Below are 20,782 nucleotides of genomic sequence, written 5' to 3' on the forward strand. Positions count from 1 at the left end.
GGAGTTACGCGATGACCGATGCCCTGCACGACGCACCGCACGCCTCGTACACCGTGCGCCCCGCCACGGTCGCCGACATGGAGGGAGCGCGCCGCGTGATGCTCGATACCTTCTACCGGGAATTCGGCTACGGCTACGTACCCGAATGGCACCGCGACGTCGTCGACATCGCGGGCACCTACCTGGACGACCCCCGGCATCTGCTGCTGGTGGCCGTACACGGCGGCGAGGTGGTGGCCACGACCGGCGTGCGATCGGTCGGTCCCGCTCATCCGCCGCACCCGCGCCGGCTCGCCGAGCGCTACCCGCCGGGCACGACCGCGCAGATCGTCCGTGTCTACGTCAAGGCCGAGCACCGGCGGCACGGTCTGGCGCGGACCCTGGTGCGCAGGGCATGCGACTTCGCCGCCACCACCCCGGGCTACGACAGCATCTATCTGCACACCAATGTCCATGTGGAGGGAGCCGAAGCTTTCTGGCGGAGCATCGCCAAGGAGGTCTTCGACGCCCGCACGACCGGTGAGCACGGTCCCGGTGTCGGCACGGTGCACTTCGAGATCCCGATGCCTCAGTGACGCCAAGCCCGCATTAGAAATGGAATCCATTTTCATGTAGCGTCTGCGTCGCGCCACCCAGAGAGGACCCGAACCATGGCTGTACCCAAGCGGAAGATGTCCCGCAGCAACACCCGTCACCGCCGCGCCCAGTGGAAGGCCGCCACCACACAGCTCGTGCCGATCACGGTCGACGGCACCGCCTATCTGGTGCCGCAGCGGCTGGTCAAGGCGTACGAGCGCGGTCTGCTGCGCCCCGAAGGCTGACCCACATGGCCGAACGACTGCCCGTCACCGTCCTGTCCGGCTTCCTCGGAGCGGGCAAGACCACACTGCTCAACCACGTTCTCAGCAACCGCGACGGCCTGCGCGTCGCGGTCATCGTCAACGACATGAGCGAGATCAACATCGACGCCGCACTGGTGCGGGGCGGCGAGGCCGCCCTCTCGCGCACCGAGGAACGCCTGGTCGAGATGACCAACGGCTGCATCTGCTGCACCCTGCGCGACGACCTGCTCGAGGAGGTCGACCGCCTCGCCCGCGAGGACCGCTTCGACTACCTCCTCATCGAGTCCAGCGGTATCTCCGAACCAATGCCCGTCGCGGCGACCTTCGCCTTCCCCCGCGACGACGGCGCCACCCTCGGCGACCTGGCACGCCTCGACACCATGGTCACGGTCGTCGACGCAGCCAACTTCCTGCCGGAACTGGAGGGCGGCGACGGGCTCGCCGAGCGCGGGCTCGACCAGTACGAGGACGACGAACGCACCGTCAGCGACCTGCTGATGGACCAGATCGAATTCGCCGACGTCATCGTGCTCAACAAGCTCGACCTCGTCGATGCGGAGAGCGCCGACCGGCTGCGAGCAGCCCTGACACGCCTCAACCCGGTGGCCCGGATCGTGTCCGCCACCCGCGGGCGCGTGGCCCTCGGCGAAGTGCTCGGCACCGGGCTGTTCGACCTGGAGCGCGCCCAGCAGGCCCCCGGCTGGGTCATGGAACTCAACGGCGATCACGTCCCTGAGACCGAGGAGTACGGCATCTCCAGCACCGTCTTCCGCTCGGAGGTGCCGTTCCATCCCGGACGCCTGTGGACGTTCGTCACGGAGGGACTCGACAGCGGAGCGTACGGGCAGGTCCTGCGCTCCAAAGGCTTCTTCCGGCTGGCGAGCCGCCCCCGGGTCACGGGCCTGTGGTCACAGGCGGGCTCGGTCGCCCGCTTCGAACCGTCCGGCGCCCGCCACGAGCACGACGAGGACAGCGCCCAGGGCCAGGAACTGGTCTTCATCGGCACGGGCCTGCGCACCGGGGCGCTTCAGGCCGCCGTGGCCGACTGCCTCATGAACGATGGCGAAAGCTTCCCGGCCGTCGATCCGTTCCCCGCGTGGGACACCTACGGCATCGACGACGCCTGCGAGCACGAGCATCCCGAACTCGTACCGCAGACATGAGGACTCCGGGTTGGGCAGTGGTCGCAGCCACGGCACTGCCCAACCCGGTATGCCCGCTCGCCCCGGCGGCGGGCACACCGGCTCGACCGTGCGTCCGACGCCGGCGGGCATGAGCCGATCTCCGGGACGAGCGGATCCCGCCGCTATCGTGATGCCTTTCCCAGACAACCGGAGCCGACGTGAACGACCCGGACGGGTTGCTCAAAGACCTGCGGGTCGACACATCCGGGCGGCCCGGGACGAGCACCACCACCCCGGGTCGCCCCGCCCCGGCGTCGGTCCTCGTCGCCGGCGCCGCGTCGGTACTGGCCGTCAGCGGGCTCGCCTGGGCCGCTGGAGCAGCGGACTGGCTGAGCCACCCGGGCTTTCGTGCGTGGCAGACGATCTGCGTGGCCATCACCGTTCAGGCCCTTCCGTTCCTCATCCTGGGCACGCTGATCTCCGGAGCGGTCAACGCCTTCGTACCGGCGCATGCGTTCAGCAAGGCGCTCCCGCGCAACCCTGCCCTCGCGGTGCCGGTCGCGAGCGCGGCCGGGATCGTGCTGCCGGGCTGCGAGTGCGCCTCCGTACCCGTGGCAGGGAGTCTGATCCGGCGGGGCGTGACACCGGCTGCCGCTTTCGCGTTCCTCCTGTCCGCGCCGGCCGTCAATCCGATCGTGCTGACCGCAACTGCCGTTGCCTTCGCGGGCAGTCCGGAGATGGTTGCCGCGCGGCTGATCGCCTCACTCGCCGTCTCCGCGGCGATGGGGTGGCTGTGGCTGAAGCTCGGGCGTTCCGAGTGGCTGCGGATGCCGGCCCGGCACACCGGGCACCAGGACGGGCACAGTCGGTGGGAGGAGTTCCGGCTCGGCTTCCAGCACGACTTCCTGCACGCCGGCGGGTTCCTCGTACTGGGCGCCATGGCCGCGGCCACCTTCAATGTCGCCGTGCCACGATCGGTGCTGGAGACGTTCTCCGGATCGCCCTGGGTGTCGGTGCTGTTCCTCGCTGCGCTCGCAATCGTTCTCGCCGTCTGCTCGGAGGCCGACGCTTTCGTCGCCGCCTCGCTGACCGGCTTCTCGCCCACGGCCCGACTGACGTTCATGGTGGTCGGCCCCATGGTCGACGTGAAACTGATCGCCCTGCAGGCCGGAACGTTCGGCCGGTCCTTCGCCGTCCGGTTCTCGGCGGCCACCGCGGTGGCCGCCGTCGTGTGCAGCGCCCTCGTCGGGTGGTGGCTGCTGTGAGACGCACCGTCCAGAACCTGCTGCTTCTGCTGACCGGAGCCGGGGTCCTGCGCGTGTCCCTGTTCAGCGACATCGGCCTGCGCTACGTCAAGGAGGGACTGCAGCCCTTCCTCGTCGCCTCGGGCGTCGTCCTGTGCGCGGCGGGGCTGATCGGTGCTCGGCGCGACGGGCTGCCCTTCCTCGGACGCCGCCAGGGGCAAGGGCTCCACCACAGTGACGCCACCCTGTTGTCGGAACATGGGCACGACCACACCCATGGGCCTCGCATCGCCTGGCTTCTGCTGCCGCCCGCGCTCGTACTGCTCCTCTTCGCACCACCGGCCCTGGGCTCCTACACCGCGACACGCGACGATCCGAAGATCGTCGAGGACTACGAGCGCTTCGAGCCACTCCCCGACCACGGCCCCGCCCCCCTGTCGCTGACCGAGTTCATCGCCCGGGCGCAGCAGGAAGAGCAGCAGAGCCTCAAGGGCCGCACCGTACTCCTGCAGGGGTTTGTCACGCCAGGCAAGGACGGGACATGGGACCTGTCCCGGCTCCTTGTGGCCTGCTGCGCGGCCGACTCCCAGTCGTTGACCGTCACGATGCACGGCGCGACAGCACCACCTGCCGACACGTGGGTGAAGGTGACCGGTCGCTGGCACCCGGGCGGTGTTCTGGGCACCCCCTCGGCAGCCCTGGCACTCGACGTCGCAACCATCCAGAGAGTCCCGGAGCCCCGGATCCCGTACATCGACAGGGCCCCTTCCGTCGGCTGACAGCCGGGTCCGGTGGAGGACACGAGCCGAGGGCAAACTCCAGCTGATCCGCGACCTGCAGACAGAGGGGCACACCGTTGCCATGGTCGGCGACGGCACCAACGACGCCCCCGCCCTCGCAAGCTTGCCCCGCACTTCGAGCACCGCCTGCTCTGACGCGCCCCCTCCATCAGCGCCTGGGCCCCCGTCGCGGCCCACACCCGGACCTTGAGGCGGTTACGCGCTCTTGAACATGCCGCCGAACACCGACACGCTCAAGTCATGCGCCCCTGGAGCACGCGGTGGCCTCAAGGCACCCGTAGGCACCGGTCGGTGGGTCCAGCCTCAAAGCTTGAACACAAATTGCACACATCCTCTCTACAGACCGGCCCCGTTGGTCTAGATTGACCGTGCTTCAACTGCTCGGGCACGAGGCGACCAATGATGATCTGTAAGTCCGGCACTACGGAAGGCCAGCAGTCGCGTCCCTGGTGCCAGACGTGGGGGTGATCAATTCTTGGAGCCCGAGAGGGGGCTTCGGGTGCGGGGAGCACCCGAGGTTTCGACGGGCTCCCGTGCACCTCGAGAGTCTGGCAGGACACGCAAGTCCGCTGCCGCCAGGGCGGGTTGTTCAAGCAGCGCTGAAGTAGCCGGGATGTGATGCGCGGGGGGCGGGGGCCTCCCGCAGGGAGGAACAGCGCGGCGCGGGGGGCGAGGGGCCTCCCGAGCGGAGGAAGCGTGCGGGGGGCGGGGGCCTCCCGGGGGGAGGAACAGTGTTAGGCGAACACGTCGAACCACTGGGGACCGGGGGGGTTCTGTGCGGCAGGGGGGATTAGTCGGCCCTTTTCCGTCGACGCGCGGGCGTCTGGCGAATGGGGCAATCAGCCGGCCCGTGAACGACTGGGAGCAGCGGTACCGCCGTACCGTGATCACCAGCGACACCGTGGCCACCGCCTTGGTGGTGGCGGCGATCGGCAACTTCTTCGGGTCCCGAGACGCGGCCAACTGGCACGAGAAGTGGGGAATTCTCGCATTCGGCACCGAGCTGCTGGTGCTGGGAGCGCTTGCGGTGAGCCGGTCGTGGGCTCCGGCCGTACTCGGCCAGGGCGCCGAGGAATTCCGCCGGCTCGGACGCTCACTGTTCGCGGCGACCGTAGTACTGGCGCTCGGCGGGATCGCCCTCACCTCGCGCAACATCAAGCTCTGGATCTTCGTCGCGATCCCCGCGATCGCGCTCGTCACCATGACCGCGCGGTATCTGCTCCGCCTCGGGCTGCACAAACAGCGGAACGAAGGACGGTGCCTGAGACCGGTACTCGCTGCCGGGAGCCTGGCCACCGTGCGCGACCTGATCACCCGAACCCGCAAGTTCCCGCACCTCGGCTGGCGGGTGGATGCGGTGTGCACGACGGACGGTCTCGGGCTCGACGGTGACCAACTGGACGGAGTGCCGGTCGTCGGCCGACTGACGGACGTCGCGGGCCACGTCTGCCGCGACGGCTACCGTGTCGTCGCTGTCACACCGGACCCGCACTGGTCACCGGAGCGGCTGCAGCGGCTGGCCTGGAACCTCGAAGGCAGCGATGCCGAGATGGTCGTGGCCCCCGTGCTGATGGAGGTGGCCGGACCGCGGCTGCACGTCGACGCGGTGCTCGGGATCCCGCTGCTGCGGGTCAGTATGCCGACCTTCACCGGGGGTCGCCGGGCGATCAAAGAGGTCGTCGATCGGATGGGCGCGGCGATCCTGCTGATGCTGTTCGCGCCGCTGATGGTGCTCGTCGGGCTGCTCGTGCTGGTGGACAGTCCGGGCGGGGCGTTCTACCGCCAGCGCAGAGTCGGCAAGGACTGCCGCGAGTTCACCATTCTCAAGTTCCGCACCATGGTCGACGGGGCTGACGGGGCACGTGCCGCGCTGGCCGACCGCAACGAGGGCGCCGGCCTGCTGTTCAAGCTCCGCCGGGATCCGCGGGTGACCCGGGTGGGAGCAGTGCTGCGCCGGTACTCGATCGACGAGCTCCCGCAGCTCTTCAACGTACTCACCGGATCGATGTCGCTCGTCGGCCCGCGGCCTCCGTTACCGGAGGAGTCCGCTGCGTACGGCCCGGACATCCGGCGGCGGCTGCTGGTCAAGCCCGGGCTCACAGGCCTGTGGCAGATCAGCGGACGCAGCGACCTGCCGTGGGAGGAGGCGGTCCGGCTCGACCTGCGGTACGTGGAGGACTGGTCGCTCGCCCTGGACACAGTGATCTTGTGGAAGACGCTGCGTGCGGTGCTCCATGGGCAGGGGGCCTACTGATGCGCGGGGGGCTGCGGCTCAACTGGCCGGCCGGCGCGCGGACCGCAGGCCGCAAGGGCCTGCCTGGGGAGAGGGACGGGGCATGAAGGTCAGCGTTTTCGGGCTCGGCTACGTGGGCTGTGTGTCGGCCGCGTGCCTGGCCAGCATGGGTCACGAGGTCATCGGGGTGGATGTGAACCAGGTGAAGGTCGACCTGGTCAACGACGGCAAGGCCCCGGTGGTCGAGGAGCGGATCGGCGAGCTCATCGCCGAGGTCGTGCGGACCGGAGCGTTACGCGCTACCGGCGACGTCCGCGAGGCGATCATGGCCAGCGAGATCTCGCTGGTCTGCGTGGGCACGCCGTCGGAGCCCAACGGCAGCCTGTGCACCACATATCTGGAGCGGGTCACCGAGCAGATCGGTGCCGCGGTGGCCGAGCGGGGTGGGCGGCAGACCGTCGTGTTCCGCAGCACCATGCTCCCGGGCACCTGCCTGAACCTGCTGGTACCGATCCTGGAGAAGTACACCGGCGGCACTGCCGGGGTGGACTTCGGGGTCGCGGTCAACCCGGAGTTCCTGCGCGAGGGCACGAGCGTGCGGGACTTCTTCGACCCACCCAAGACCGTCGTCGGCGAGCTCGACCGGGCAAGCGGCGACGTGGTGGCGGCGCTGTACGACGGCTTGCCCGGCGAGGTGTTCCGGGTACCCATCCCGACGGCCGAGGCGATCAAATACGCGGACAACGCGTTCCACGGCCTCAAGATCGGCTTCGCGAACGAGCTGGGCGCGGTGTGCCAGGCGCTCGGGGTGGACTCGCACCAGGTGATCGACGTGTTCCTGGCCGACCGCAAGCTGAACATCAGCCCCGCCTACCTGCGGCCCGGCTTCGCCTTCGGTGGCTCCTGCCTGCCCAAGGACCTGCGCAGCCTGGTCCACGCGGCGCGGCGGGCCGACATCTCGGTGCCCATCCTCGCCCACGTGCTGCCCTCCAACGCCGAACATCTCCAGCGCGCGGTGGAGTTGGTCGAGCGCACCGGCAAGCGCCGGGTGGGCATGTTCGGGCTGTCCTTCAAACCCGGCACCGACGACCTCCGCGAAAGCCCGCTCGTCGAGCTGGCGGAGAGGCTCTTCGGCAAGGGGTACGACCTGCGGATCTACGACCCCAACGTGAACCTCTCCCGGCTGCTCGGCGCGAACCGCGAGTACATCGAGACCCGGCTGCCGCACCTCGCGCAGCTGCTCGCGGAGTCCGTCGACGAGGTGCTCGAGCATGCCGAGGTGTGCCTGGTCGGGACCAAGGATCCGGCCGTCCTGTCGGCGCTGCCCCATGGCGCCGGCCCGGTGATCGTCGACCTCGTCCACCTTCCCGACGCCGAGGCGCGCCGGACCGAACCGGGATACGTGGGCCTTGCTTGGTGACAAGACCAGCGGCGCCGGGCCCGCCCGGCGCGCGCTGATTCTGGTGGAGAACCTGTCGGTGCCGTTCGACCGGCGGGTGTGGCAGGAGTGCACGACGCTGCGCGACGCGGGCTGGACGGTGCACGTCATCTGTCCCCGGGGGGAGAAGCGGGACACGGAGCCGGAGGCGGAGATCGACGGGGTGCGCATCCACCGCTACCCGTTGCGTGCGGCCACCGGCGGGCCGGCCGGCTACCTGCGGGAGTACGGATCGGCGTTGTGGCACACGCTCCGGCTGGCCCGCAAGGTCGGCCCGGTCGACGTGGTCCACGCCTGCAACCCGCCGGACCTGCTGTTCCTGCCGGCGCTGTGGCTGAAGCGGCGCGGGGCGCGGTTCGTCTTCGACCAGCACGACCTGGTACCCGAGCTGTACCTCTCCCGGTTCGACCGCGGCGAGGATCTGCTCTACCGCGCCGTGTGCGCGCTGGAACGGCGGACCTACCGGGCCGCGGACGTCGTGCTCGCCACGAACGAGAGCTACCGGGACGTCGCGCTGCGCCGTGGCGGGCAGCGGCCGGAGGACGTCTTCGTGGTGCGCAGCGCGCCCGACACCAACCGGTTCCAGCCGGTACCGCCCGAGCCGGAGCTGAAGCGCGGCAAGCCTCATCTGCTGTGCTACCTCGGCGTCATGGGCCCCCAGGACGGCGTCGACTACGCCTTGCGGGCCCTTGCGAAGCTGCGCGACGAGTTCGGGCGGACCGACTGGCATGCGGTGTTCGTCGGCGGCGGCGACACCTTCGACGCGATGGTCGAGCTGTCCCGGCGGCTCGGGCTCTCGGAGCAGGTGCAGTTCACCGGGCGCATCCCGGACGCCGACCTGGCGCGCTACCTGTCCACCGCGGACGTGTGCCTCTCCCCCGACCCGCACAATCCGCTCAACGACGTGTCGACCATGAACAAGGTCCTGGAGTACATGGTGATGGGACGGCCGATCGTCTCGTTCGACCTCCGGGAGGCGCGGGTATCCGCCGGCGACGCCGCCGTCTACGCACCCGCCAACGACGAGGCCGAGTTCGCCAAGCTGATCGCGCTGCTCCTGGACGACCCGGAGAAGCGGGCCCGCATGGGCAAGATCGGCGAGGAACGGATCAACGGGCCGCTCGCCTGGCGGAACTCCCAGCAATCGCTGCTCGCCGCCTACGCCGCTGCCTGCCGGGACCACGCTCCGGTCTCTGCGGGCCACCCGGTCCGCACGGGGAAGAGGCCGCGCCGTTGAGCGATGACACGATCCGCCTGGTCACGATCGGGCGGATTCTCCGTCGGCGGTGGCGGCTTCTCGCCGTCCTCGCCATGGTGGGCGCGCTCGTCGGTTACGGCACCTCTTTGCTGTTTCCGCCGCGCTACACGACATCGGCATCGGTACTGCTGCCGGGAGCGTGGGAGGAGCGCGAGCTGCTGACTCAGTCGGAGATCGCGACCAGTTCGGTGGTGGTCGACCGCGCGGCCGCTGCGCTCGACTGGAGCGGGGTCAGCGGCCGCGAGCTGCGGGACCAGGTGAGCGCCAAGGCCTCGGACGGGAACATCATCAAGATCTCTGGTACGGCCGACACCCCGGAGCGTGCGCAGCGGCTCTCCGACCAAGTGGCCCAGCAGTACGTCACATTCGCCGCGCGGATCGCCGGCGACAACACCGACCCCGAAGCGGCGGCGGGGCCCGAGGCGCTGCGGAAGATGGTGGTGCAGACCAGCCGCCGCATCACCGACATGGCCGAGGCGGCCGATCCGGGGAAGACCGTGGAGAGCGTGCAGGGCCGCACCGAGCTCGAGAAGCTGCGCACCACGCTGCAGGAGGCCATGGACAAGCTGGACCAGGCCGACCCGGCGACCAACAAGGCCAACATGGTCGTCATGGGGCCGTCCGCCCGGCCGACCGGCGAGGCACCGCCGACGAGGATGCAACTCATCGTCGCCGGGGCGCTGCTGTTCTTCCTGGTCTCGGTCATCGGCCATCTCACCGCCGCGCGGGTGAGTCGCCGACTGCGCACCGAACCGGAGATCGCCGCGGCGCTGGGCTCGGCGCTCCTCGGCACCGTCGACGTACCTGGTGAACGGCCCGCGCACCGACCGGAAGACAGTGCCCTGCGGGCCCGGATCCGCCGGCTCCTCGGCCTCGACATCCGGTGGGACGTACCGACCCCGCAGACCTCCGGCGACGAGGCCGGCAGGCAGATCCGCTATCGGCGGGTGTGCTCCCGCCTCCGCGACCAACTGCCCGCCCCCCGAAGGCTGCTGGTCGTCGTCCCGGACGGTGACAAGACCGCCCGCCGGGCCGCCGTCCAGCTCGTCGCCGAGGCCGGGAGCGATCTGCTGCTGCGCGTGGTGGGGGTTTCTGTGACCCAGCCGATGGTGCCGGACCGCGACAACGAGTCCGGTGCCCTGGTCGTGCTCAGCGCCGGCAGCTGGACCGCGGGGGAACTCGCCGGCATCGCCGAGGCGTGTGCGGATGCCCAGCACGAGGTCGTCGGCATCGTCCTCGCCGGCACGGTCTGGACCCGTCCGACACGGTCCGCCGGCCGGCCTCGGGATGCCGCCACGCTGGCGCTCGCAGTGGGCAACGACGCAAGGGAAGGCTCAGGGTGACGACGAGTACGAGTTCGGAGTCGTCGGCCGCCACTCCACTGCTTGACCTGCAGTCGCTGGTGGTGGCGGTACGGAGGCGGCGCCGCCTCTGGTCCGCCATGGCGCTGCTGGGCCTGCTCGGCGGCGCGGGGGTGGCGGTCCTGAGGCCGCCACCGCCGACCGCGGTGACCAAGGTGCTGGTCGCGCACCAGGCGGACCAGCCGAACGACCCCGGAACGCTGATCCGCACCGACGTCGCGCTGCTGGGGACCACGCGGATCGCGAGCAAGGCCCTGCAGTCCCTCAAGTCCCCGGAAAAGCCGGAGGACTTCATGCAGGACTACGGGGGCATCGGCCTGACCAACAACCTGCTGCAGATCGATGTGACAGGTGACAGCGACGCGGAAGCGGTGGCCCGCGCCAAGGCGCTGGCCGACGCGTTCGTCGCGGACCATGTGCGGCGGATACAGGAAGCCGCGAACGCCGAGTCCAAGACCCTGCTCGAGCAGCGTGACCGGATGCGGGACGAACTCGCCCAGGTCAACAAGACGATCGGGGACAGAACCCCGGAGAGCAGCCCGGAAGACTCGGCGAACCTCGAGTCTCTCTTCGCCCGCCGGGCCGAACTCACCTCGCGGACAGCCGATTTCGATCAGCGCGCCGGAGAGGCACGCACCAGCACGCCCCGGCTGATCGCCGGCACACAGATAGTGGACGCCCCGCGCGCGGTGCAGCACTCCCTGCCCAAGACCGCTGCCACCAACGCCGTGATCGGGCTCGTCCTCGGGCTCGTGCTCGGGCTCGCGGTGGCCGCGGTCGGCTCGGTGGTGGCGGACCGCCCCGTGCTGCGCCGGGAGATCGCGGCGAACCTCGGCGCCTCGGTCATCGCGGAGCTGCGCCGTGTGCCCCGCTGGTCGATCAAGCTGTGGCAGCGCCGACGGACCCGGGCGGCACGGACAAGGCTCACCTCGTCCCTGGCCCGCACCGTGCGCGGCTCCGCGGAACCGGTGTCGCTGCTGGAACTGGGCTGTGCGCGCAGCACGAGTGTGATCGCCCTGGACCTGGCACGGGCACTGGCGACGGCTGAGGATCCGGTGGTCATCGTCGACGGTCTGCCACGCCAGCAGTTGGCCAACCGCCGCCCGAAGCCAGGAGACCCCACCGTGGTCAGCGGCGAGAGCGCCGCGACCGGATCGCAGCAGGAGCGCCGGCTCGGCGTGGGCTCGGTGGCACCCGGCGCGGCGTGGACCGACCTGCAGCACCTCGGCACCCAGACCGTGCTCGTCGTGCGTGCCGGTCACGGCAGCGCCGCATGGCTGCACACCGTGGCGCGGCAGCTCGCGGACCAGAACATTCCGGTGATCGGCGTGGTGCTGATCGACCCCGATCCGCGGGACCGGACCGACGGCACGCTGTGGGACGGGCTGCACACCGCGCTGCGCGGCCACAACGAGCGGCTGGCCCGGCAGAACGGGACCGGCAGGCGGCGCACGGAGCGGCAGCCGACGTGGGCCGCACGGGTCCCGGACAGCGACCAGGAGGCACGGTAGGACATGTGTGGCATCGCAGGCACTTACCGATGGCCGGACGGGAAGGTCGTGAGCGACCGGCTCACCGATACCCTCGCCCACCGCGGTCCGGACGGGGCGGGCCGGTACAGCCACCCCGCCGGTGACGGCGAAGTGCACCTCGGGCACCGCCGGCTGGCCATCATCGACCTGTCGGAGACCGGCGCCCAGCCGATGGTCTCGGGCGGCCTCGTCCTGACGTACAACGGCGAGCTGTACAACGCCCCCGAGTTACGTGCCGAGCTGGCAGCCGCCGGGGTGCGCTTCCGCGGTACCTCCGACACCGAGGTGCTGCTGGAGGCCTGGCGGCGGTGGGGCACGGACTGCCTGCCCCGGCTGCGCGGCATGTTCGCGTTCGGGATCTTCGACGAGCGAACCGGTGACCTGGTGCTCGCGCGCGACCAACTCGGCATCAAGCCGCTGTTCCTGCTCCGGCGCGGTGAGGGCCTGATGTTCGCCTCCGAGCTCAAGGCGCTCGCCGCCGCCACCGGCGGGTCGCTGGAGCTGGACCATGCGGCGCTGGTGGCCTCGCTGTTGTACTACTGGGTGCCGGACTCGCGCTGCGCTTTCCGCGAAGCGGAGAAGCTGCCGCCGGGGAGCTGGCTCCGGTGCCGGCCCGACGGCCGGGTGGAGCGCGGCCGGTACTGGCACCTGAGGGACGTCGCCGCCGAGGGCCGGGAGCGGGCCCGGGGCGGCGAGCAGCCGGACCTGGCCGCCATCGTCGAGGAGTCGACTCGACGCCACCTGCTCTCCGACGTACCCGTGGCGACCTTCCTCTCCGGCGGCCTCGACTCCAGCTACCTGACCGCGCTGGCCGCTCGCGACCGACCCGGGATCTCCGCCTACACGATCGGGTTCCGCGCCGAGGACGCCAGGTTCGAGGCGATGCCGGACGACCTTCGCTACGCCCGGCAGGTGGCCGAGCGGTTCGGCGTCGACCTGCACGAGATCGAGATCGCTCCGAACGTGCTCGACCTGCTGCCGCGGATGACGTACCACCTGGACGAGCCGATCGGCGACCCCGCCGCGATCAACACGTTCCTGATCTGCCAGGCGGCCCGGGAGGCCGGGGTCAAGGTGATGCTCTCGGGGATGGGTGCCGACGAGCTGTTCGCCGGTTACCGCAAGCATCTGGCCAACCTGATCGCGCTGCGCTATCAGCGCGTCCCGCGGCCGCTGCGGCGCGGGGTGTCCAGGGCCGTGGACCGGCTGCCGGTGGCAACGGCCCGCCGGGGGTACCGGTCGGTGCGCTTCGCGAAGCGGTTCCTCTCCTTCGCCGATCTGCCGGAGGAGACCGCGTTCCGGCGCAGCTACACCATGTACGACCAGGACGAGTTGCTCGCCTTGGTCGATCCGGACCTGGCCGGGACGGTGGACGACGTGCTGACCGAGCACGCGGACATCTACGAGGACAACGAGCTGGACGACTTCGTCAACCGCATGTGCCTGGGCGACGCCCGGATGTTCCTGCCGGGCCTGAACCTCGCTTACACGGACCGCTCCAGCATGGCCGCGTCGACCGAGGTGCGGGTGCCGTACGTGGACGTCGAGGTGGTCAAGGCGGCGTTCGCCGTGCCCGGCGATCGCAAGATCGTCGGACGGCAGGGCAAGGCCGTCCTCAAGGAGGCGGCCACCTCGATCCTGCCCCGGGAGATCGTGTACCGGCCCAAGGGCCTGTTCAGCGCCCCGCTGCGCGCCTGGATGAGCCGGGATCTCGCACCGCTGGTGCGCGAGGTGGTGCACGACGGCGTGCTCGTCAACTCCGGGTTCCTGCGCCGCGACGCGCTGGCGCGCATGGTCGCCGAGGACGCCGCCGGGCAGCGGGACTTCTCCAAGCATCTGTGGCACGTGCTGACCCTCGAGTACTGGTACCGCGACGCGACCTCCGGGTCCGGCCGGAGCGCTCGTTCGGCGGCGTAGAAGACGGCGTAGAAACAAGGGGACTTTGTGAAGCAGGTTGTGCAGAACTACAAGAGCGGCGAGCTGGCGGTGCTCGACGTGCCGGTGCCGGGGTGCAAGCCGGGCGGTGTGCTGGTCCGCACCGCCTACTCGCTGATATCCACCGGGACCGAGCTCATGAAGGTGTCAGAGGCCGGCATGTCGATGCTGGGCAAGGCCCGCTCCCGTCCCGATCAGGTGGCCAAGGTCATGCAGAGCGTGGCCACCAACGGGGTGCCCGCCACCTACCGCAAGGTGATGGGCAAGCTGGACTCCTACACGCCGCTGGGCTACTCGCTGTGCGGGGTGGTCGAGCAGGTCGGCGCCGGGATCGACGATGTGAAGGTCGGCGACCTCGTGGCCTGCGCCGGCAACGAGCACGCGTTGCACGCCGAGCTGAACTGGGTGCCGAAGAACCTCTACGCCCCGGTGCCGGACGGCCTCGCGCCGCGGCACGCGGCCTTCGGCACCGTCGGGTCGATCGCGATGCAGGGCGTGCGCCGCGGCGAGCCGCAACTCGGCGACGTGGCGCTGGTCATCGGCCTCGGGCTGATCGGGCAGTTGGTGGTGCAGCTCCTCGCCGCTTCGGGGGTCCGCGTCGTCGGGGTCGACCCCGACCCGGTGCGCTGCGAGCTCGCCGAGGGCCTGGGCGCCGCGGCCTGCGGCGATCCCGCGTCCGCGGCCGTGGAAGCCGCCGTCGCCGAACTCACCGGCGGTCACGGAGTGGACCAGGTGTACCTGGCCGCCGGCGGCGGCAGCAACCAGCCCGTCGAGCTGGCCGCCCGGTTGTGCCGGGACCGTGGCCGGGTCGTCGACATCGGCAAGTGCCGCCTGGACCTGCCGTGGAACGCGTACTACGAGAAAGAGCTCGACGTCCGGTTCTCGCGCAGTTACGGCCCCGGGCGCTACGACCCGGAGTACGAGCTCGAGGGGCGGGACTACCCGATCGGCTACGTGCGCTGGACCGAGCGCCGCAACCTGGCGTGCTTCCTCGATCTCCTCGCCCGCGGCAGCGTCGACGTGGAGCCCCTGGTCTCCCACGTCGCCGACTTCGACGACGCCGTCGAGACGTACCAGAGCCTGAAGGACGGCGACCTGAAGGCCGTGGCCGTGCTGTTCCGGTACCCCGAACAGAAGAAGGAAGCGGGGGAAGCGGAGGCCCCGGCGGTCGCAGTGCCCGCGGTGCGACGCAGCGGCAAAGCGTCGACCCCGGCCCGGTCCGCCAAGGCACCGGTGCGGCTGGCGTTCGTCGGCGCGGGAAACTACGCGACGTCGATGCTGCTGCCGCACCTGGCACAGCGCGACGGCGTCGAGTTGTCCACGGTCGTCACCACGACGGCGCTGTCCGCGGCCAACGCCAAGCGGAAGTTCGGCTTCGCCGAGGCGACCACCGATCTCGACGCCGTACTCGGCGACAAGTCCATCGACGCGGTGTTCGTGGTCACCCGCCACAGCTCGCACGCCGAACTGACCCGAAGGGCGCTCCTGGCCGGCAAGGCGGTGTTCGTGGAGAAGCCCCTGGCGCTCACCGAGGACGACCTGGCCGGTGTGCTCGCGGCGGTGGAGGAGTCCGGCAACGACCGGCTGCAGGTGGGCTTCAACCGCCGGTTCGCGCCGCTGCTGCAGGAGGCCAGGAAGCGGTTCGGCGCCCTGACCGGTCCGGCGAGCCTGCGCTACCTGGTCAACGCGGGCCGGCTGCAGCACGGCAGCTGGTACCTCCAACAGGGCACCGAGGGCTCGCGCTTCGCCGGCGAGGGCGGACACTTCATCGACACGGCGAGCTGGCTGCTCGGTGCCGACCCGGTCTCGGTGTACGCGACCGCCTCGTCCGGCAACGAGGACCTGCAGGTCGTGCTGCACTACCCGGACGGGTCCACCGCCACCATCAGCTACGTCACCACCGGCGCGCCCAGCTTCCCCAAGGAGACGCTGGACCTCGTCGCGGACGGCAAGGTGCTGCGGCTCGACGACTTCGTCCGTGCCGCCGTGTACGACGGCCGCCGCAAGCGGTGGGTCGGTTCGCGGCTGCCCAAGGCCCGGGACAAGGGCCAGTCCGCCGAGCTGGCCGCGTTCATCAAGGCCGTGCGGACCGGCGGGCCGATGCCGGTGCCGCTGGAGTCGCTGGTCGCCACCACGGCGGCCACCCTCGCCGTACAGGCCGGCCTGGCCGGCGGCGCGCCGGTGACGCTGGCGAGGGCGCGATGACTGTGAGCTCGGGGAGCCCGGGCTGGTACCTGCGGCGGCTGTCCCGGATGGGACCGCGGGAGGTCGGCGGCCGGGTGGGCGACGCGGTGCGCAGGCGGCGGTGGCGGTCGGCGCCGCCGGACTGCCCGAGCGTGACCGGCGCCCGCTTCACCGCGGTACTGCCCGCCGGGACGATCGCCGCAGTGCCGCCGGACGCAGCGAAACGCCTCATCGCCCAGGCGGACCGGCTGATGGACGGGCACGCCGAGTACTTCGGGGTGGACCGCGACGACATGGTCGACCCCGACTGGTGGTACGACCCGAAGACCGGGCGCCGGGCTCCGTCGGGTTACGCCTTCGACGTGCCGTACCGCAACGAGGACGCGGTCGGGGACATCAAGCAGATCTGGGAGCCTTCCCGGCATCAGTACCTGACCGTGCTCGCCGCCGCCTACGCGATCACCGGGAACGAGCGGTACGCCGAGCGGGTGGCCGAGCACCTGCGGTCGTGGTGGGCGGCCAACGCGCCGCTGCGCGGAGTGCACTGGGTCAGCGGCATCGAGCTGGGCATCCGGCTGCTGTCCTGGGTGTGGATCCGCCGGCTGCTCGACGGCTGGCCGGGCGCGGCCGGGCTGTTCGAGGACAACCCGGGGGCGCTGAACCAGATCTGGCACCACCAGCGCTGGCTGGCCGCCTTCCCCAGCCGGGGGTCCTCTGCGAACAACCACGTCATCGCCGAGGCTGCTGGGCAGTTCGCCGCAGCCTGCGCGTTCGGCTGGTTCCCCTCCTCGGCGCGTTGGCGAGCCGGCGCGCTGCGATCGCTGGAACGGCAGCTGCGCGGCAACACCTTCCACTCTGGCCTCAACCGCGAGTTGGCCACCGAGTATCACGGACTCGTGCTGGAGCTCGGCCTGGCCGCGGTGGCCGAGGCGGATGCCGCCGACGTGCCGGTCCCCGCATCGCTCCGGCTGGTGCTGCTGCGGATGACCGACGCCCTCGCGGCCATCGTGGACAACCGGCTGCGGCCACCGCGCCAGGGGGACGCGGACGACGGGCACGGTCTGATCGTGGACGGCGCGGGCACCGACCGCTGGGGCTCGTTGCTGGCCACCGGGGACGCCGTGTTCGGCCGGCTCGACTGGTGGCCGGCGGTGACCGGCACCGATGTGCGCACCCCGCTGCTGTCCGCGCTCGTCCGGCCGTACTCGAAGAATGGAACTGCACCGGCCGTGACCCGCCCGGCAAGCCGACCGGCCCACTTCGCCGACGCGGGCATGACCATCCTGCGCGGTCCGGCGGAGATCTGGTGCCGCTGCGACGGTGGTCCGCACGGCTTCCTGTCCATCGCCGCACATGCCCACGCGGACGCACTGTCCGTGGAGGTACGGCACGACGGTGTCGACGTGCTCGCCGACCCGGGGACGTTCTGCTACCACGGGCAACCCGAGTGGCGGCAGTACTTCCGGTCGACCCTCGGCCACAACACCCTGCAGCTGGACGGCGGTGACCAGTCCGTCTCCGGCGGCCCGTTCCTGTGGACCCGGCATGCCCGCAGCCGCGTCCTGGCCGCGGACACATCCGGCGCCTCCGACGGGGGGACGGCCCGCTGGTGTGCCGAGCACGACGGCTATCAGCGCTCCGTGCACCGCCGCCGGGTGGAACTGACCGCCGCGAGCAAGGAGTTGCGGGTGGTCGACGAGGTGGGCGGCCCGCGCCGGGACATACGCCTCGCGTTCCACCTCGGCCCGGCGATCACCGCGGACCTGGCGGAGAACCGGGCCGTGCTCACCTGGACCCGGGACGGCGAGGACCGCTCCGCGGTGCTCGACCTGCCCGGGCAGCTGTGCTGGCGCGCGCATCGCGGCGAGAGTGACCCGCCGCTGGGCTGGTACTCCGCCGGATTCGGACGCAAGGAACCCTCCACCACGCTGGTCGGCACCGGTTTCGCCGACGGCACCGCGCTGTTGGGGGAGTTCACCACCGTGCTCAGGTTCCGCGGCTAGGGGGTGTCTTGTGGATCAGGCCGGATCAGGGACACCCCCTGGGGAGGGCGCGTGGTGATCAAGAAGCGGCACCGGGCGTTGCCGACGGCACCGTTGGTGCTGGTCCTGCTGGCGGCGACCGGCTGCGTGAGCACACCGAGCGCCCCGGCGGAGCCGACCGTTGCGCCATCCACGTCCGTGGCCCGGTCCCCGGCCCGGGTGTGCGCCAAGCCTGCGGCCGGGCCGGCGAAGGCGCCGGCGGGTGCGGTGACGGTCGACCCCGCGGTGGTCGGTGACCTGGCTGCGAAGACCAAGAAGAGCCCGCCGAACACCACGTTCTGGCTGCGGCCGGGGGAGCACAGGCTCGAATCGGACCGTTACGCCCAGATAATCCCCAAGAAGGGGAACACCTACCTCGGCGCGCCGGGCGCGGTGCTCGACGGCCGGAAGACCAACCAGTACGCGTTCGGCGGTGCCGCCCGCGACGTCACCGTCCGCCACCTGACCGTGCAGGGTTTCGTCGCGCCGCAGAACGAGGGCGTGGTCAACCACGACTCGGCCGACGGGTGGGTGATCGAGCACGCGACGATCCAGAACAACTCCGGCGCCGGGCTGATGGCCGGTGCCCGCCAGCAGGTCCGCGCCAGCTGCCTGCGCGGCAACGGACAGTACGGAATGAACGCGTACAAGTCCGGCGACCCCATCAGCGACCTGGTGCTCGAGGGCAACGAGATCGTGGGCAACAACAAGGACGACTGGGAGCGGCGGCGGCCGGGCTGCGGCTGCAGTGGAGGCGTCAAGTTCTGGGCCGTCAACGGCGCCGACATCCGCGGCAACTGGGTGCACGCCAACCACGGAGCCGGGTTATGGGCGGACACCAACAACAACGACTTCCGCATCGAGGCCAACGTCATCGAGGCCAACGACGGTGCCGCCCTGATCTACGAGACCAGCTACAACGCGGTCATCCGGAAGAACTCGATCCGGCGGAACAACTGGGTCGAGGGCCGCAGGTACGCCGACCGCGGCGACAACTTCCCGTTCGCGACCATCTACCTGTCCGAGTCCGGCGGCGAACCACGCATCCGGGCCCGCACGGACAAGATCGAGATCTACCGGAACGTATTGGAGAACAACTGGTCCGGGATCACCCTGTGGGAGAACGCCGACCGGTTCTGCAACAGCCCGGCCAACACCTCGTCCGGTGACTGCACGCTGCTGGTGATGAAGACAGAGCGCTGCGCACAGCCGGGGATCGCCATCGCACCGCTCTACGCCGACTGCCGGTGGAAGACCCAGCGGGTGGACATCCACAAGAACCGCTTCGTGCTGGACACTTCCGTCGTCGGCTGCGCCGTGAAGTGCGGCCGCATGGCGGTCCTTGCCAACTACGGCACCTATCCGGACTGGTCGCCGTACCCGGGCGAACGGGTGGCCGAGGCGATCACCCACAAGCAGCACAACCGCTGGCACGACAACGAATACCGCGGACCATGGAGCTTCATCGCCCACGACCCGAGCCGGGAGCTCGACGTCGGGCAGTGGCAGGGCGCGCCCTACCAGCAGGACGCGGGCAGCACCTTCCGCGCACGGGGCGGTGGTTGAGATGAGCACCGACCACATGTCCCACACGTCGAAGATCGTCGGGACGGCCTGGGGGCTGCTGATCCTCAACACGCTCGGCTCCGCCGGCGCGAAGACCATCATTCCGCTGCCCCGCTCCCTCATCCAGATGGCCACCATGGGCGCGCTGGTCGCCGCGTTCGTGCTGGCACTCGCCGTCAATCCCCGGCTGCGCATCCGGGCCAGCGCCTTCGTGTTCCTGCTCACCCTGCTGCTCGTGCCGAGCGTGATCTCCAGCGCGAACCTGGAGTCCGGGTTCGGCGCGCTGTTCCGCTGCGCCCGGCTGGCTCTCTTCGTCGGCACGCTGTGGCTGCTCAGCCGCTGGTGGAACGGAAACCTGACGTTCGTCCGGCACCACATCCGGATGTACTTCATGGTCCTCGGGTCGGTGGCCGCCGGCCTGGTCGTCTCACCGGGCGCCGCCATGCCCGAGCTCTACGGCGGGCGCCTGGTCGGCGCGTTGTGGCCGCTCACCCCGCCGCAGATCGGACAGTACGCCGCAGTGATCATCGGGCTCACCGTGCTGCTCCTCCTGGGCCGCCGGACCACCAGGGGCAGCGCGGCGGTGGTCATCGTGCCGGCACTCGTCCTGCTCGCGCTGACCCATACCCGGACTGCCACGCTCGGCCTGCTCATCGGGCTGGTGCTGGCCATCGGCTCGCTCGTCCTGACCAGCGCCGCCGCCCGCCGGTTCTTCGCCTGGGCGGTGCTGTGCGCCGCCGTGGCCGCGGTGGCGTTCAGCGCCGCGCTGCAGGCGTGGTTCCTGCGCGGACAGAGCAAGGAGAACTTCTCCAACCTCACCGGTCGGGCCAAGGTCTGGGACGCCCTGCTGGCAGCCCCCCGGACCACCTCGGACTACCTGTTCGGCGCGGGCCTGGGCGACAAGTCGTTCGGCGGGCTGCCGATCGACAACAGCTGGCTGGCCGTCTACCACGAGCAGGGTCTGACCGGCGTCGCCCTGGTGGCGGCGATCATCATCGTGCTCGGCGGCGTCGCGCTGCTGCGTCCGCCGTCGCTGTCGAGGGCCTGCGCGATCTTCCTGATCAGCTACTGCGCGATCGCGTCGTACACCGAGGCCGGTCTGGGCGACGCCTCGCCGTATCTGCTGCATCTGACCGTGGCCGCCTCGCTGCTGGCGACACCTGCCGCGGCCACTCCCCTCGCGGCGCCCGAAGTCCCTCAACGGCGCATACCGCAATGGGCCCGTCGATCGGTGGTGACCTGAG

Annotated in this window: 15 protein-coding genes and 1 pseudogene; all 16 read left to right on the forward strand. The window is 70.6% G+C overall.

Going from position 1 to position 20,782, the window contains the following annotated elements; genetic code table 11:
• Nucleotides 1-11 precede the first annotated feature (11 nt).
• The 16 genes and pseudogenes from ACFU5O_RS14775 (at nt 12) to ACFU5O_RS14850 (ending at nt 20,781) form a co-directional block, all read left to right on the forward strand.
• Nucleotides 12-575 carry a GNAT family N-acetyltransferase gene (locus tag ACFU5O_RS14775; RefSeq protein ID WP_384240129.1) on the forward strand — a complete coding sequence of 188 codons (564 nt, stop codon included), beginning with the start codon at nt 12-14 and terminating at the stop codon, nt 573-575.
• Between the two features lie 75 nt (nt 576-650).
• Nucleotides 651-821, forward strand: coding sequence for a 50S ribosomal protein L32 (gene rpmF / locus ACFU5O_RS14780; RefSeq protein WP_384240131.1), 171 nt, complete (start codon nt 651-653; stop codon nt 819-821).
• 5 nt (nt 822-826) lie between these two features.
• The gene (locus ACFU5O_RS14785; protein WP_384240133.1) at nt 827-2,005 is read left to right on the forward strand and encodes a GTP-binding protein; all 1,179 of its coding nucleotides are present in this window, start codon (nt 827-829) and stop codon (nt 2,003-2,005) included.
• Nucleotides 2,006-2,310: 305 nt separating this feature from the next.
• Complete coding sequence (locus ACFU5O_RS14790) at nt 2,311-3,231, forward strand: permease (RefSeq protein ID WP_384240439.1); 921 nt, start codon at nt 2,311-2,313, stop codon at nt 3,229-3,231.
• Nucleotides 3,228-3,989 carry a TIGR03943 family putative permease subunit gene (locus ACFU5O_RS14795; protein ID WP_384240135.1) on the forward strand — a complete coding sequence of 254 codons (762 nt, stop codon included), beginning with the start codon at nt 3,228-3,230 and terminating at the stop codon, nt 3,987-3,989. The genes ACFU5O_RS14790 and ACFU5O_RS14795 overlap by 4 nt, the downstream gene beginning before the upstream one ends.
• Before the next feature lie 28 nt (nt 3,990-4,017).
• Nucleotides 4,018-4,113 (forward strand): annotated as a pseudogene (locus tag ACFU5O_RS14800) (HAD family hydrolase); the annotation flags it as partial.
• A 672-nt stretch (nt 4,114-4,785) separates the two neighbouring features.
• Nucleotides 4,786-6,264: a sugar transferase gene (locus tag ACFU5O_RS14805; RefSeq protein WP_384240137.1), complete on the forward strand. Its 1,479-nt coding sequence runs from the start codon at nt 4,786-4,788 to the stop codon at nt 6,262-6,264.
• Nucleotides 6,265-6,346: 82 nt separating this feature from the next.
• Nucleotides 6,347-7,663: a nucleotide sugar dehydrogenase gene (locus ACFU5O_RS14810; protein WP_384240139.1), complete on the forward strand. Its 1,317-nt coding sequence runs from the start codon at nt 6,347-6,349 to the stop codon at nt 7,661-7,663.
• A complete protein-coding gene (locus ACFU5O_RS14815) occupies nt 7,653-8,918 on the forward strand; it encodes a glycosyltransferase family 4 protein (protein WP_384240141.1) in 1,266 nt (421 codons plus the stop codon). The genes ACFU5O_RS14810 and ACFU5O_RS14815 overlap by 11 nt, the downstream gene beginning before the upstream one ends.
• Nucleotides 8,915-10,282 carry a Wzz/FepE/Etk N-terminal domain-containing protein gene (locus ACFU5O_RS14820; RefSeq protein WP_384240143.1) on the forward strand — a complete coding sequence of 456 codons (1,368 nt, stop codon included), beginning with the start codon at nt 8,915-8,917 and terminating at the stop codon, nt 10,280-10,282. Before ACFU5O_RS14815 ends, ACFU5O_RS14820 begins: the two co-directional genes overlap by 4 nt.
• Nucleotides 10,279-11,811 carry a Wzz/FepE/Etk N-terminal domain-containing protein gene (locus ACFU5O_RS14825; protein WP_384240144.1) on the forward strand — a complete coding sequence of 511 codons (1,533 nt, stop codon included), beginning with the start codon at nt 10,279-10,281 and terminating at the stop codon, nt 11,809-11,811. Before ACFU5O_RS14820 ends, ACFU5O_RS14825 begins: the two co-directional genes overlap by 4 nt.
• Before the next feature lie 3 nt (nt 11,812-11,814).
• A complete protein-coding gene (gene asnB, locus ACFU5O_RS14830; RefSeq protein WP_384240145.1) occupies nt 11,815-13,749 on the forward strand; it encodes an asparagine synthase (glutamine-hydrolyzing) in 1,935 nt (644 codons plus the stop codon).
• 27 nt (nt 13,750-13,776) lie between these two features.
• Nucleotides 13,777-15,972 carry a bi-domain-containing oxidoreductase gene (locus ACFU5O_RS14835; protein ID WP_384240146.1) on the forward strand — a complete coding sequence of 732 codons (2,196 nt, stop codon included), beginning with the start codon at nt 13,777-13,779 and terminating at the stop codon, nt 15,970-15,972.
• Nucleotides 15,969-17,954, forward strand: coding sequence for an alginate lyase family protein (locus ACFU5O_RS14840; RefSeq protein WP_384240148.1), 1,986 nt, complete (start codon nt 15,969-15,971; stop codon nt 17,952-17,954). The genes ACFU5O_RS14835 and ACFU5O_RS14840 overlap by 4 nt, the downstream gene beginning before the upstream one ends.
• A 51-nt stretch (nt 17,955-18,005) precedes the next feature.
• On the forward strand, nt 18,006-19,538 hold the full coding sequence (locus tag ACFU5O_RS14845; RefSeq protein WP_384240150.1) for a right-handed parallel beta-helix repeat-containing protein: 1,533 nt from the start codon (nt 18,006-18,008) through the stop codon (nt 19,536-19,538).
• A 1-nt stretch (nt 19,539) separates the two neighbouring features.
• The gene (locus ACFU5O_RS14850; protein ID WP_384240152.1) at nt 19,540-20,781 is read left to right on the forward strand and encodes an O-antigen ligase domain-containing protein; all 1,242 of its coding nucleotides are present in this window, start codon (nt 19,540-19,542) and stop codon (nt 20,779-20,781) included.
• Nucleotide 20,782: the final 1 nt, after the last annotated feature.

The sequence above is a fragment of the Streptomyces sp. NPDC057445 genome (genome assembly GCF_042802855.1).
Classification (GTDB): domain Bacteria; phylum Actinomycetota; class Actinomycetes; order Streptomycetales; family Streptomycetaceae; genus Streptomyces.